This is a genomic window from Burkholderia metallica, from assembly GCF_001718555.1.
In the GTDB taxonomy this organism is placed as follows: Bacteria; Pseudomonadota; Gammaproteobacteria; order Burkholderiales; family Burkholderiaceae; genus Burkholderia; species Burkholderia metallica.
The window spans coordinates 1,093,871-1,106,996 of sequence record NZ_CP013401.1 but is presented as its reverse complement, the minus strand read 5'-3'; the positions used below and the strand labels follow the sequence as shown (position 1 = coordinate 1,106,996).

The 13,126-nt window shown below is 66.3% G+C and carries 12 protein-coding genes; 3 read left to right on the top strand and 9 right to left on the bottom strand.

The genetic code is table 11. From position 1 onward, the window contains the following. Positions 1-12 precede the first annotated feature (12 nt). A complete protein-coding gene (locus WJ16_RS04990; RefSeq protein WP_069256103.1) occupies positions 13-1,197 on the bottom strand; it encodes a PA0069 family radical SAM protein in 1,185 nt (394 codons plus the stop codon). A gap of 90 nt (positions 1,198-1,287) precedes the next feature. Beyond that, positions 1,288-1,776 (bottom strand): Lrp/AsnC ligand binding domain-containing protein, encoded by a 489-nt coding sequence (locus WJ16_RS04985; RefSeq protein WP_011351353.1) that lies wholly within the window; start codon positions 1,774-1,776, stop codon positions 1,288-1,290. A gap of 145 nt (positions 1,777-1,921) precedes the next feature. Here WJ16_RS04985 and WJ16_RS04980 point away from each other — a divergent pair, with 145 nt between their 5' ends. Next, positions 1,922-3,208, top strand: a complete 1,287-nt coding sequence (locus tag WJ16_RS04980; RefSeq protein WP_069256102.1) for a D-amino acid dehydrogenase — start codon at positions 1,922-1,924, stop codon at positions 3,206-3,208. Positions 3,209-3,298: 90 nt separating this feature from the next. On the opposite strand, the gene WJ16_RS04975 is transcribed toward WJ16_RS04980, so the two are convergent. The 6 genes from WJ16_RS04975 to WJ16_RS04950 form a co-directional block, all read right to left on the bottom strand. After that, positions 3,299-5,089: an acyl-CoA dehydrogenase gene (locus tag WJ16_RS04975; RefSeq protein WP_069256101.1), complete on the bottom strand. Its 1,791-nt coding sequence runs from the start codon at positions 5,087-5,089 to the stop codon at positions 3,299-3,301. A gap of 97 nt (positions 5,090-5,186) precedes the next feature. Continuing rightward, positions 5,187-6,122, bottom strand: a complete 936-nt coding sequence (locus WJ16_RS04970) for an electron transfer flavoprotein subunit alpha/FixB family protein (RefSeq protein ID WP_069256100.1) — start codon at positions 6,120-6,122, stop codon at positions 5,187-5,189. 16 nt (positions 6,123-6,138) lie between these two features. After that, positions 6,139-6,888: an electron transfer flavoprotein subunit beta/FixA family protein gene (locus tag WJ16_RS04965; RefSeq protein WP_069256099.1), complete on the bottom strand. Its 750-nt coding sequence runs from the start codon at positions 6,886-6,888 to the stop codon at positions 6,139-6,141. Between the two features lie 228 nt (positions 6,889-7,116). Further along, entirely contained in the window at positions 7,117-7,911 is a 795-nt protein-coding gene (locus tag WJ16_RS04960) for a MetQ/NlpA family ABC transporter substrate-binding protein (protein WP_069256098.1), read from the bottom strand. Positions 7,912-7,944: 33 nt separating this feature from the next. Further along, positions 7,945-8,598, bottom strand: coding sequence for a methionine ABC transporter permease (locus WJ16_RS04955; RefSeq protein WP_069257958.1), 654 nt, complete (start codon positions 8,596-8,598; stop codon positions 7,945-7,947). Further along, entirely contained in the window at positions 8,588-9,622 is a 1,035-nt protein-coding gene (locus WJ16_RS04950; RefSeq protein ID WP_069256097.1) for a methionine ABC transporter ATP-binding protein, read from the bottom strand. Before WJ16_RS04950 ends, WJ16_RS04955 begins: the two co-directional genes overlap by 11 nt. A gap of 216 nt (positions 9,623-9,838) precedes the next feature. Here WJ16_RS04950 and WJ16_RS04945 point away from each other — a divergent pair, with 216 nt between their 5' ends. Continuing rightward, positions 9,839-10,759: an alpha/beta hydrolase gene (locus WJ16_RS04945; RefSeq protein ID WP_069256096.1), complete on the top strand. Its 921-nt coding sequence runs from the start codon at positions 9,839-9,841 to the stop codon at positions 10,757-10,759. A gap of 39 nt (positions 10,760-10,798) precedes the next feature. Here the strand turns inward: WJ16_RS04945 and WJ16_RS04940 are convergent, their stop codons facing one another. Then, a complete protein-coding gene (locus WJ16_RS04940) occupies positions 10,799-11,722 on the bottom strand; it encodes a histone deacetylase family protein (RefSeq protein WP_069256095.1) in 924 nt (307 codons plus the stop codon). 43 nt (positions 11,723-11,765) lie between these two features. On the opposite strand from WJ16_RS04940, the gene mltB reads away from it, so the two are divergent. After that, positions 11,766-13,109 carry a lytic murein transglycosylase B gene (gene mltB / locus WJ16_RS04935; protein ID WP_076605876.1) on the top strand — a complete coding sequence of 448 codons (1,344 nt, stop codon included), beginning with the start codon at positions 11,766-11,768 and terminating at the stop codon, positions 13,107-13,109. The last annotated feature ends 17 nt before the right edge of the window (positions 13,110-13,126 follow it).

Genomic DNA, 13,126 nt, shown 5'->3' with positions numbered 1-13,126 from the left:
GTCGCGCGCCGGTCAGAACAGGTTCAGTTGCAGGTCGTCGCGCGACTGCGTCGACCGCGAGCCGGCGGCACGACCGGCAGCACGCGGCGCCGGCACCGCGGCCGGCGCGCCGCGAAACTGCGACAGATCGAGAATGCCGTTCGTGCGCTCGTTCAGCCCGAGCCGCTTGACGGCCTGACGGAAGCGCTGCCGCAGCAGGTCGGCCCAGATCCCCTCCCCCTTCATCCGCTTCGAGAAATCCGAGTCGTAGTCTTTCCCGCCGCGCATGTCGCGCACGCGGTTCATCACGCGCTCCGCACGGTCGGGAAAATGCGCGGCAAGCCAGTTCTTGAACAGCGGCGCGACTTCCCAGGGAAGCCGCAGGATGATGTAGCTCGCGTACGTCGCACCAGCTTCCGCGCACGCCTCGAGCACGCGCTCCATGTCGGGCTCGGTGACGAACGGAATCATCGGCGCGATGCTCACGCCGACCGGTACGCCCGCGTCGCGCAACGCTCGAATCGTGCGCAAGCGTCGCGCGGGCGTCGCCGCGCGCGGCTCGAGCGTGCGCGCGAGATCGGCATCGAGCGTCGTGATCGTGACCGCCGCCATCACCTGCCCCCGCTCGGCCATCGGCGCGAGCAGATCGAGATCGCGCTCGATCAGCGACGACTTCGTGATCGCGGCGAACGGCAACCCGCGATCGTGCATCACCTGGATCACGCCGCGCGTGATGCGCAGATCGCGTTCGACCGGCTGGTAGGCATCGGTGTTGACGCCGAGCGCAATCGGCTCCGGCACGTAGCGCTTGCGCGAAATCTCGCGCTCGAGCAGTTCGGCCGCATTGACCTTCGCATAGATACGGCTTTCGAAATCGAGCCCCGGCGACAGGCCGAGATAACTGTGCGTCGGCCGCGCGAAGCAGTAGATGCACCCGTGCTCGCAGCCGCGATACGGATTGAGCGATACGCTGAACGGGATGTCGGGCGACTGGTTGTGCGTCAGAATGCTCTTCGCCCGCTCTTCGAACACCTGCGTGCGCAGCGGCGCGGCGAAATCGGTATCGTCCGACTCGTGCGCCCAGCCGTCGTCGACCGCTTCGCGCTGCGCGATTTCGTACCGCCCCTGCAGGTTGTCGACCGCACCGCGCCCCTTGCGGGGCACGGGCGGCGCTATCGGAAATTCGTTGTCGGATCGATCGTCCATGTGCCCACCCATTCGCCTGCACCCAATACTGTATATTTATACAGTATTGGGTGCAGCATGCCAAGGGCGGGATAAAGGGCCCGACGGCCCGCCGCAGACGCGTCAGTCACCCACCGCGATCGTCAGCGTCTCCTTGATTTCTTCCATCACCACGTAGCTCTTCGACTGCACGGCGCCGGGCAACTGCAGCAGGATATCGCCGAGCAGCTTCCGGTAGTCGGCCATCTCGCCGATCCGCGCCTTGATCAGATAGTCGAAATCGCCGGACACGAGATGGCATTCGAGCACCTCGTCGATCTTCATCACTTCCCGGCGAAACTGCTCGAACATGTTGCCGCCCTTGTGGCCGAGCGTGATCTCGACGAACACCAGCAGCGCGGCATCCAGCTGGTGCGGGTCGACCCGCGCGTGATAGCCGGTGATCACGCCATCGCGCTCCATGCGCCGCACACGCTCGATACACGGCGTGACGGTCAGTCCAACCTGTTCCGCGAGGTCTTTCATCGCCATCCGGCCGTCGTCCTGAAGCAGTTTCAGGATGCGCCGGTCGAGCTTGTCGAGCGAGCGTACTGGCTGACGTTGCGTTCTCATTTCTTTCTTCTGAAAACCTGAAAAATACGATAACAAAACCTGCACATTCGACAATACCATAGCGCAAAAAACTAGATCAGCTAGAGGTTACACGGAGCCGCAGGTGCGCCCGGCCTCGACCTGGTCCCTTCCATCTGGAGCAGCTATGCGAGTCGTCGTTCTGGGCAGCGGTGTGGTGGGCGTGGCAAGCGCGTATTACCTCGCGCGCGCCGGTCATGAAGTCACGGTGATCGACCGGGAAGCCGGCCCGGCGCTCGAGACGAGCTTCGCGAACGCGGGCCAGATCTCCCCCGGCTATGCCGCGCCGTGGGCCGCGCCCGGCGTGCCGCTGAAGGCCGTGAAGTGGATGTTCGAAAAGCACGCGCCGCTCGCGATCCGCCTCGACGGCACGCGCTTCCAGCTCCAGTGGATGTATCAGATGCTGCGCAACTGCACGGCCGAGCGCTATGCGGTCAACAAGGGCCGCATGGTCCGCCTCGCCGAATACAGCCGCGACTGCCTGCAGGCGCTGCGCGCCGACACCGGCATCCAGTACGAAGGCCGCACGGGCGGTACGCTGCAATTGTTCCGTACGCAGCAGCAGCTCGACGGCGCGGCGAAGGACATCGCCGTGCTGCAGGCAGCGAACGTGCCGTTCGAACTGCTGTCGCCGGCCGACCTGAAGAAAGCCGAACCGGCGCTCGCCGCCGTCTCGCACAAGCTGACGGGCGGCCTGCGCCTGCCGGGCGACGAAACGGGCGACTGCCAGCTGTTCACGACGCGCCTCGCCGCACTCGCCGAATCGCTCGGCGTGAAGTTCCGCTACAACACGCCGATCGACGCGCTCGCGATCGCCGGCGGCAAGATCGCCGGCGTGCAGTGCGGCAGCGAGACGGTACGCGCGGACGCGTACGTCGTCGCGCTCGGCTCGTACTCGACCCGCTTCGTGTCGAACCTGATGAAGATCCCCGTCTATCCACTGAAGGGCTATTCGATTACCGCGCCGATCGTCAACGAAGCGGCGGCGCCCGTGTCGACGGTACTCGACGAAACCTACAAGATCGCGATCACGCGTTTCGATCAGCGGATCCGCGTCGGCGGCATGGCGGAAATCGTCGGCTTCGACAAGAAGCTGCGCGCCGCGCGCCGCGAAACGCTCGAAATGTGCGTGAACGACCTGTTCCCGGGCGGCGGCGACACGTCGAAGGCCACGTTCTGGACGGGCCTGCGCCCGATGACGCCGGACGGCACGCCGATCGTCGGCCGCACGCCGGTGTCGAACCTATTCCTGAACACCGGCCACGGCACGCTCGGCTGGACGATGTCGTGCGGCTCGGGTCAACTGCTCGCCGACCTGATCTCGGGCAAGATGCCCGCGATCCAGGCCGACGACCTGTCGGTGCATCGCTACCTGAAGGACGTGGCCGGCCAGACGCGCCCCGCATACGCATAAGCCGACGCCGCCCGCAGCGATGCGGGCCGGCCGGCATCAAAAGAAAGGCGCCCGAGGGCGCCTTTGTCACTTCATCGAAGCGTCGGCCGGTCAGAACTGGTCTTCCGTCAACGCGAGCACGCCCTCGTTGCCCTTCGTGCCGACGATCGACGCTTCGAGCGCGCCGGCCTGCACCAGCACGTGCTCCGCATAGCATTGCGCGATCGCGATCTTCGCGTCGAAGAACGCCGGGTCGCTCGCCCGCTGCGCCTGCGCCGCCACCAGCGCGCGCCCCATCTGCCACCCGCACAGCACCACCCCCGCCAGCTTCAGGTATGGCACGCTGCCCGCGAACACCGCGTTCGGGTCCTGCTTCACGTTCGCCACCACGTAATCCACCACCGACGACAGCGCCTTCGCACCCTTCTCCAGCTGCGCCTTCACCGAGGCCGCCGCCGCGCCGTCCAGCTTGCCCAGCGCCGCCACCGTCTCGCCGATCTCCGCGATCAGCGCCTTCGCCACCGCACCGCCGTCGCGCATCGTCTTGCGTCCCACCAGGTCGTTCGCCTGGATCGCCGTCGTGCCTTCGTAGATCGCCAGGATACGTGCATCGCGGTAATACTGCGCCGCGCCCGTCTCCTCGATGAAGCCCATCCCGCCGTGCACCTGCACGCCCAGGCTCGCCACGTCGTTCACCATCTCCGTGCTCCAGCCCTTCACCACCGGCACCAGATACTCGTAGATTGCCTGATGACGCGCGCGCGTCGCCTCGTCCGAATGGCGGTGGGCAATGTCGCTGTGCGCGGCCGCCACGTACGCCAGCGCCCGCGCGCCTTCGGTCAGCGCGCGCATCGTGCCGAGCATGCGGCGCACGTCCGGGTGATGGATGATCGTCACCGACTGCTTCGCCGACCCGTCCACCGGGCGGCTCTGCACGCGCTCCTTCGCGAATGCCGCGGCCTTCTGGTACGCGCGGTCGGCCACGCCGATCCCCTGCATCCCGACGCCGAAACGCGCCGCGTTCATCATGATGAACATGTATTCGAGGCCGCGATTCTCTTCGCCGACCAGGTAGCCGATCGCGCCGCCGTGGTCGCCGTACTGCAGCACCGCGGTCGGGCTCGCCTTGATCCCGAGCTTGTGCTCGATCGACACGCAGTGCACGTCGTTGCGCGCGCCCAGCGAGCCGTCGTCGTTGACGAGGAACTTCGGCACGATGAACAGCGAGATGCCCTTCACGCCTTCCGGCGCGTTCGGCGTGCGCGCCAGCACCAGGTGGACGATATTGTCCGCCATGTCGTGCTCGCCCCACGTGATGAAGATCTTCGTGCCGAACACCTTGTACGTGCCGTCGCCCTGCGGCTCGGCGCGCGAGCGCACCAGCGCGAGGTCGGAGCCCGCCTGCGGCTCGGTCAGGTTCATCGTGCCGGTCCACTCGCCCGAGATCAGCTTCGGCACGTAGCGCTGCTTCTGCTCATCGGTGCCGGCCGTCAGCAGCGCCTCGATCGCGCCGTCGGTCAGCAGCGGGCACAGCGCGAACGACAGGTTCGATGCGTTGAGCATCTCGATGCACGGCGTCGCGATCAGCTTAGGCAGCCCCTGGCCATCGTACTCGACCGGATGCTGCAGCCCCTGCCAGCCGCCTTCGACGAACTGGCGGAACGCGTCGCCGAAGCCGGGCGTCGCGGTCACGACGCCGTCCTTCCAACTGCTCGGGTTGCGGTCGCCTTCGACGTTCAGCGGCGCCAGCACCTCGCCGCAGAATTTCGCGGATTCGTCGAGCACGGCCTGCGCCGTGTCGTAACCGGCATCCTCGAAGCCCGGCAACTGCGCAACGGCGTCGATGCCGGCCAGTTCCTTCAGCACGAACAGCATGTCCTTGACGGGGGCGTGATAGCTCATGGGGTGTCTCCTCTCTCTTCTGTCGATGGCGAAAAAAAGGGGCGCTCGTCGCGCCCCTTCTTCTCGTGTGCTTGCCGCACCGAAGCGTCACACCGCTTTAGCCGAGCTCGCTCACGAGCTCCGGTACCAGCGTGAACAGATCGCCGACGAGGCCATAGTCGGCCACGCTGAAGATCGGCGCTTCCGGATCCTTGTTGATCGCGACGATCACCTTCGAATCCTTCATGCCGGCCAGATGCTGGATCGCACCCGAGATGCCGACCGCGATGTACAGCTGCGGTGCGACGATCTTGCCGGTCTGGCCGACCTGGTAGTCGTTCGGCACGTAGCCGGCGTCGACTGCCGCGCGCGATGCGCCGAGCGCTGCCGACAGCTTGTCCGCCAGCGGCTCGAGCACCTTCGTGTAGTTCTCGCCGCTGCCCAGGCCGCGGCCGCCCGACACGATGATGCTCGCGCTCGTGAGTTCCGGACGGTCCAGCTTCGTCACTTCGCGGCTCACGAACTGCGACTTGCCTGCATCTGCCGCCGCTTCGATCTTCTCGACCGCTGCGCTGCCGCCTTCCGATGCCACCGGATCGAAGCCCGTTGCACGCACCGTGATGACCTTGATCGGGTCGCTCGACTGCACCGTCGCGATCGCGTTGCCCGCGTAGATCGGACGCTCGAACGTGTCGGCACTGTCAACCGCCGTGATGTCCGAGATCTGCGCAACGTCCAGCTTCGCGGCGATACGCGGCGCGATGTTCTTGCCGTAGGCCGTCGCCGGCGCGAGGATGTGCGAGTAATCCTTCGCGATGTTCAGCGCGGTCGCTTCGACGTTTTCCGCGAGGCCTGCTTCGAGTTGCGGCGCATCCGCCAGCAGCACCTTCGACACACCTGCGATCTTCGCTGCTGCATCCGCAGCCGCTTGCGCGTTGTGGCCCGCGACCAGCACTTGGATGTCGCCGCCGATCTTCTGCGCCGCCGCCACCGTGTTCAGCGTCGCGGCCTTGATCGACGCGTTGTCGTGTTCTGCAATCACCAGAATCGTCATTTCTTTGCGCTCCCTCTTACAGCACCTTGGCTTCGGTCTTCAGCTTCTCGACCAGCGTCTTCACGTCCGGCACCTTCACGCCGGCCGCGCGCTTCGGCGGCTCGACCACCTTCAGCGTCTTCAGGCGCGGCGCGACGTCCACGCCCAGGTCTTCCGGCTTGACGGTTTCGAGCGGCTTCTTCTTCGCCTTCATGATATTCGGCAGCGTCACGTAGCGCGGCTCGTTCAGACGCAGGTCGGTCGTGACCACGGCCGGCAGCGTCAGCGACAGCGTTTCCGCGCCGCCGTCGACTTCGCGTGCAACCGTTGCCTTGCCGTCGGCCACCGTCACCTTCGACGCGAACGTCGCTTGCGGCAGGCCTGCGAGCGCGGCCAGCATCTGGCCGGTCTGGTTCGAATCGTCGTCGATCGCCTGCTTGCCGAGGATCACCAGTTGCGGCTGTTCCTTGTCGACCAGCGCCTTCAGGATCTTCGCGACGGCCAGCGGCTCGACGCTGTCGGTCGACTCGACGAGGATCGCGCGATCCGCGCCGATCGCCAGTGCCGTACGCAGCGTTTCCTGCGCTTGTGCCACACCCACCGACACGGCGATCACCTCTGTCGCCACACCCGCTTCCTTCAGGCGCACGGCTTCTTCCACCGCGATCTCGTCGAACGGGTTCATCGACATCTTCACGTTCGCGATGTCGACACCCGTGTTGTCCGACTTCACGCGGACCTTCACGTTGTAATCGACCACTCTTTTCACTGGCACCAGGATTTTCATGCACACGCTCCAAAGTTACGAATACGACCAGAGGCCATTCTATAGCGAGGCCTCATGACTGCGCGGCCAAGCGGACCCAACCTTCGTGGCTGTCGAGGATACCGCTTCTTGGCGACGCGCCAATGATAGCGAACGGTCGTTCTATTTTAAAAGAGAAGAAACCCGGACGCAAAGCCCGGGTTTTCGATCATCAACTCTAATCCCGCCGGGCGCCCCGTGCCTCGCCTGTTACCAGGCGGCAATAACCGCGCCGCCGAACTTGCCTTCGATGAACTGCTTCACATCGGCCGAATGATAGGCCGCGACCAGTTTCGCGACCCACGGCTTGTTCCGGTCCGCGTCGCGGATCGCGAGGATGTTCGCGTACGGGCCATTCGGGCCCTCGATCGCGATCGCGTCCTGTTTCGGCTTCAACCCCGCTTCCATCGCGTAGTTGGTATTGATCGCGGCTGCGTCGACGTCGCCGAGCGAGCGCGGAATCTGTGCCGCATCGAGTTCGACGATCTTCAGCTTGCGCGGATTGTCGACGATATCGAGCGGCGTGGCCTTCAGCCCTACGTCCGCGCGCAGCTTCAACAGGCCCTGTTTTTGCAGCAACAGCAGCGCACGGCCGCCGTTGGTCGGATCGTTCGGGACCGCAATGCGCGCGCCCGGCTTCAGTTCGGCCAGCGATTTCACGCGCTTCGAATAGATGCCCATCGGGAACGTGACGGTATCCGCGACCTTGATCAGCTTGTAGCCGCGATCCTTCACCTGCGCCTGCAGATACGGATCGTGCTGGTAGCTGTTCGCGTCGAGGTCGCCCGACGCGAGCGCGGCGTTCGGCTGCACGTAGTCGGAGAATTCGACGATGCGGATGTCGAGGCCGCTCTTCGCCGCGACCTTCTTCACCGCTTCCATGATCTGCGCGTGCGGCCCGCCCGTCACCCCCACCTTGATGGTTTCGGCCTGCGCGTGCGCGCCCGCGAACAGCGCGGCCGCGCCCAGTGCCGCCGCGAATTTCAGCATGAAACGTCGTTGCATCGTATGTCCCCTGACGGATCGATCGGTTTTGTTTTACTTGTGGCTCAGCCGGCGCACGAGCCAGTCGCCGAACGACTGGACGATCTGCACGAACACGATCAGGATCGCGACGACCGTCCACATCACTTCCGGCAGATAGCGCTGGTAACCGTAGCGGATCCCGAGATCGCCGAGGCCGCCGCCGCCGATCGCGCCCGCCATTGCCGAATAGCCGACCAGCGACACGAACGTGATCGTCAGGCCCGCGACGACGCCCGGCAGCGATTCGGGCAACAGTACCTTGAAGACGATCTGCGACGTGGTCGCGCCCATCGATTGCGCGGCCTCGATCAGCCCGCGGTCGACTTCGCGCAGCGCCGTCTCGACGAGACGCGCGATGAACGGCGCGGCCGCGAGCGTCAGCGGCACGACCGCCGCGGCCGTGCCGATCGACGAACCGGTGACGAGACGCGTGAACGGGATCACCGCGACCAGCAGGATGATGAACGGCGTCGAACGGACGGCGTTCACGATGCCGCCGAGCACGCGGTTCACCGCGAGATTCTCCAGCACGCCCTGGCGATCGGTCAGGTAGAGCAGCACGCCGAGCGGCAGGCCGACGAGCGCGCCGACCGCCCCGGAGATGCCGACCATGATCAGCGTCTCCCAGAACGACTGCACGAACATATCGAACATCTCACTCAACATACGAAAGCTCCTCTACCACCACACCTTGCTCGCGCAGGAACGCGAGCGCCTGCCCGACCTTGCCCGGCTCGCCGCCCGCGAGCACCGCGAGCGAACCGAATGCCTGGCCCTGGATCTCGTCGATCTGGCCATGCAGGATGTTGAAATCGAGTTCGTACCGGCGGATCGTCTCCGACAGGATCGGCTGGTCGACGCCCGAGCCCGTAAACGCCAGGCGCAGCAGATGCCCGCTGCCCGTCTTCAGCCGCTCGGCCACGCGCGCCTTCAGCGCGGGCGGCAGCTCCTGCGCGATCACGTCGCCGATCAGCGCACGCGTCACTTCGTGATGCGGCTGCAGGAACACGTCGATCACGCGGCCTTCCTCGACCACGCGCCCGGCATCGAGCACCGCGACGCGATCGCACACCTGCTTGATCACTTCCATCTGGTGCGTGATCAGCACGATCGTCAGGCCGAGTTCGCGGTTGATGCGCTTCAGCAGGTCGAGGATCGAACGCGTGGTCTCGGGATCGAGCGCGGACGTCGCTTCGTCCGACAGCAGTACCTTCGGCTGGCTCGCGAGCGCGCGTGCGATGCCCACGCGCTGCTTCTGCCCGCCGCTGATCTGCGACGGATAGCGATCCTTCTGCGCGGACAGCCCGACGAGGTCGAGCAGCGGCAGCACGGCGGCCTCGATGTCGGCACGGCTCGCGCCGGCCAGCTCGAGCGGCAGCGCGACGTTGTCGAACACCGTGCGCGACGACAGCAGGTTGAAGTGCTGGAAGATCATGCCGATCTCGCGGCGCGCCTCGCGCAGCGCGCCAGCCGGCAGCAGCGTGAGATCGCGCCCGCCGACGACGACATTGCCTTCGGTCGGCCGCGTGAGCAGGTTGATGGTGCGCACGAGCGTGCTCTTGCCGGCGCCGCTTCGGCCGATGATGCCGAACACCTCGCCCTGCGGGATCGTCAGGTTGATGTTGCGCAGCGCGTCGACCCAGCCACCCGACCCGGGAAATCGCTGCGAAAGATTGCGTAATTCGATCATGTAAACAAAACGGCGGCCGGCCGGCGAGTTGGCCCGCCAGTCGGCCGCCGATGCATCTGGAATAGCCGGCGATTTTACCGCAAACCCCTCATTCCCCTTAATAATCGATTTCGATCTTTTCATAACCACACGAAATTAGAGGGATGCCGCTGACCCGCCGCAGGAAGGCCGCGACTATGATCCGGAACACCGACCAACGAACAGGGGACACGTCAGATGACCGCCACCACCACGCCGGCCGCCGCGACCGCCGCCGCCGGCGCCGCGCCCCCGTCGCCGCCCACGCCGAAAATGGGCCGGCTGCGTACCGCGGACGGGCTCGAACTGGCGTCGTACCGCTGGCCGGCCGGCGACGGCACCGTGCCGCCGCGCGCGACGATCGCGCTCGTGCACGGCCTCGCCGAACACGCGGGCCGCTATGCCGCGCTCGCAGCACGGCTGAATGCGGCCGGCATCGACGTGCTCGCGATCGATCTGCGGGGGCACGGCCAGTCACCCGGCAAGCGGGCGTGGGTCGAGCGCTTCGACGGCTACCTGGACGATGCGGATGCGCTGGTCGCCGAAGCCGCACGCGGCGATGCGCCGCTGTTCCTGATGGGGCACAGCATGGGGGGCGCGGTCGCGGCGCTGTACGCGATCGAACGCGCGCCGGCACGCGGCCACGCGCTGACGGGCCTCGTGCTGTCGAGCCCGGCGCTGGCGCCCGGGCGTGACGTGCCGCGCTGGATGCTCGCGGTGAGCCGCGTCATCAGCCGCGTATGGCCGACCTTCCCCGCAATCAGGATCGATGCCGCGCTGCTGTCGCGCGATCCTGCCGTCGTCGCAGCCAACCGCGCCGATCCGCTCGTGCATCACGCCGCGGTGCCTGCGCGCACCGGTGCGGAGATTCTCGACGCGATGACGCGCATCGAAAGCGGCCGCGGCGGGTTGCGCGTTCCGGTGCTCGTCTATCACGGCACCGAGGACAAGCTGACCGAACCGGACGGCAGCCGGGCGTTCGGCGCGCGCGTCGGTTCGCCCGATCGTACGCTGACGCTGTACGAAGGCGGTTTTCACGAAACGATGAACGATCTCGAACGCGACCGCGTGATCGACGCGCTGATCGCATGGATTCACGCGCGCGCACCGGTGCGCTGAGCTCATCCGGCACGGCCGCTCGGCGCGGCCAACCGATCGTCAGATGCCGGCCAGCACGCGCAGATGCGCGACGACGCTGCGCCCGAGCGCGGACAGGTTGTAGCCGCCTTCGAGGCAGCTCACGATGCGGCCCTGCGCGTGCCGGCGCGCCACGTCGACGATCTGCGCGGTCAGCCATTCGAAGTCGGCTTCGACGAGACCGAGGTTGCCGATGTCGTCCTCGCGATGCGCATCGAAACCGGCCGACACGAACAGCATCTGCGGCTTGAACGCATCGAGACGCGGCAGCCAGAACATGTCGACGGCCTCGCGGATCGCCATCCCGTTGCTGCGCGCGGGTATCGGCAGGTTGACCATGTTCGGCGCCTGGTGATCGACGCCGGAGAACGGGTACAGCGGATGCTGGAAGAAGCTGCACATCAGCACGCGCGCGTCGTTCGCGAATGCGGCCTCGGTGCCGTTGCCGTGATGGACGTCGAAATCGATGATCGCCACGCGCTCGAGACCATGTACGTCGAGCGCGTGCCGCGCGGCGATCGCGACGTTGTTGAAGAAGCAGAAACCCATCGCGCGCGCGGGCTCCGCATGGTGGCCGGGCGGCCGCACGCCGCAGAACGCATTCGCATAGCGACCTTCGATCACCGCATCGGTCGCGGCGATCGCGGCGCCGGCCGCGCGCAGCGCCGCGCGCCACGTATTGCGGTTCATCAGCGTGTCGGGATCGATTTCGACGTAGCCGTCGACCGGCGTCATGCTCCGGATGTAGTCGATGTGCGCCTGCGTATGCACGCGGCCCAGCGCCACTTCGCTCGCGAACGGCGCGGTTTCATGAACGATCAGGTCGTCGATGCGGCTCGCGATCAGTTGATCCTGGATCGCCGACAGGCGGGCCGGGCATTCCGGATGCCATTCCCCCATCTCGTGCAGCATGCAGTCGGGGTGCGTGTAGAAAGCGGTTGCCATAAGCTGTCATCTGCGGCGCACGGAGCGCCGCAGGTCTCCATCAATGATGTCCATCGTCTGCCGCGAATTCGCCGCTAACTTACCACAACGGGGGCCCACCCCACCCCGGCACGCCGGATGCGTCGGGTATACTGCGCCGAACCCAATCGCCTTGTCCGCCCGCTTCGACATGAATTCCAGCAAGCCTGCCGCTCTTCTCTCCGCGCTGTTCCGTGTTCGTGTCCCGCTCGTTGCGGCCGCCGTGATCGCGGCGCTGGGCGCCGCGCCCGCCGGCGCGCAGACGCCCTCCGCGAAGCCCGCGGGCACGCTCGTCGCACAGGGCCAGCCGCAGCAGCCCACGCCGCAAGGCCAGACCTTCGAAGAGGAAATCGTTCCGCAGCGTTACGCGAGCAACGCGAAGGTCGACGCGTTCATCGACGAGATGGTGAACCGCAACGGCTTCGACGCCACGAGCCTGCATGCGCTGTTCTCGCGCGTCAGCTACTCGGCGACGGCCGTCAAGCTCGTGAAGCCGGCCGCGTCGCCGACGGTCAAGAACTGGCGAGTCTATCGCTCGCGCTTCATCGAACCGATCCGCATCAACGCGGGCGTGAAATTCTGGAAGGCGAACCAGGCGACGCTGCAGCGTGCCTCCGAGCAGTTCGGCGTACCGCCCGAGGTGATCGTCGGCATCATCGGCGTGGAGACGATCTACGGCCGCTACATGGGCAATTTCCGTGTGCTCGATGCGCTGACGACGCTGTCGTTCGACTATCCGGACACGCCGAATCGCGACAGCCGCCAGGCGACGTTCCGCAAGAACCTCGAGGATTTCCTGGTCTGGACCCGCGACAACCAGCTCGACCCGACCACCGTGCTCGGCTCGTATACGGGCGCGATCGGCATCCCGCAGTTCCTGCCGAGCAGCATCCGCGAGTATGCGGTCGACTTCGACGGCACGGGCCACGTCGACCTGCGCAGCAGCCCTGTCGATGCGATCGGGAGCGTTGCGAACTACCTGAAGCAGCACGGCTGGGAAACCGACCGTCCGGTGGTCTGGCAGATCACGCCCGATACGGGCAGCCTCGGGATCGCACAGGCCGCCGCCGACGGCCAGCCCGAACCGCACTGGGCGTTGTCGCAACTGCTGCGCGCGGGCATGACGCTGAACGAGCCGACGGTCAACATCACGGCCGAAGCCGGTACGCCGGTGACCGTGGTCGATCTGCCGTCGCCGGGGCGCGCGACCGAATACATGATCGGCCTGAAGAATTTCTATGTGCTGACGCGCTACAACCGCAGCTTCTTCTACGCGCTCACCGTGTACCAGCTCGGCGAGGCCGTGAAGGCGCAGATGGAAGCGAGCGGCGCACTTCAGCCGAGCGCCACCGACACGCAGTCGCAGTAAGCGTCGCCCGCCCAAAC

What these genes read in the sequence shown, in the direction of transcription:
- WJ16_RS04945 (WP_069256096.1), top strand. Translation starts at nt 9,839, where the DNA reads ATGACCGCCACCACCACGCCGGCCGCCGCGACCGCCGCCGCCGGCGCC.
- WJ16_RS04940 (WP_069256095.1), bottom strand. Translation starts at nt 11,722, where the DNA reads ATGGCAACCGCTTTCTACACGCACCCCGACTGCATGCTGCACGAGATG.
- WJ16_RS04970 (WP_069256100.1), bottom strand. Translation starts at nt 6,122, where the DNA reads ATGACGATTCTGGTGATTGCAGAACACGACAACGCGTCGATCAAGGCC.
- WJ16_RS04980 (WP_069256102.1), top strand. Translation starts at nt 1,922, where the DNA reads ATGCGAGTCGTCGTTCTGGGCAGCGGTGTGGTGGGCGTGGCAAGCGCG.
- WJ16_RS04965 (WP_069256099.1), bottom strand. Translation starts at nt 6,888, where the DNA reads ATGAAAATCCTGGTGCCAGTGAAAAGAGTGGTCGATTACAACGTGAAG.
- mltB (WP_076605876.1), top strand. Translation starts at nt 11,766, where the DNA reads ATGATGTCCATCGTCTGCCGCGAATTCGCCGCTAACTTACCACAACGG.
- WJ16_RS04955 (WP_069257958.1), bottom strand. Translation starts at nt 8,598, where the DNA reads ATGTTGAGTGAGATGTTCGATATGTTCGTGCAGTCGTTCTGGGAGACG.
- WJ16_RS04950 (WP_069256097.1), bottom strand. Translation starts at nt 9,622, where the DNA reads ATGATCGAATTACGCAATCTTTCGCAGCGATTTCCCGGGTCGGGTGGC.
- WJ16_RS04960 (WP_069256098.1), bottom strand. Translation starts at nt 7,911, where the DNA reads ATGCAACGACGTTTCATGCTGAAATTCGCGGCGGCACTGGGCGCGGCC.
- WJ16_RS04990 (WP_069256103.1), bottom strand. Translation starts at nt 1,197, where the DNA reads ATGGGTGGGCACATGGACGATCGATCCGACAACGAATTTCCGATAGCG.
- WJ16_RS04985 (WP_011351353.1), bottom strand. Translation starts at nt 1,776, where the DNA reads ATGAGAACGCAACGTCAGCCAGTACGCTCGCTCGACAAGCTCGACCGG.
- WJ16_RS04975 (WP_069256101.1), bottom strand. Translation starts at nt 5,089, where the DNA reads ATGAGCTATCACGCCCCCGTCAAGGACATGCTGTTCGTGCTGAAGGAA.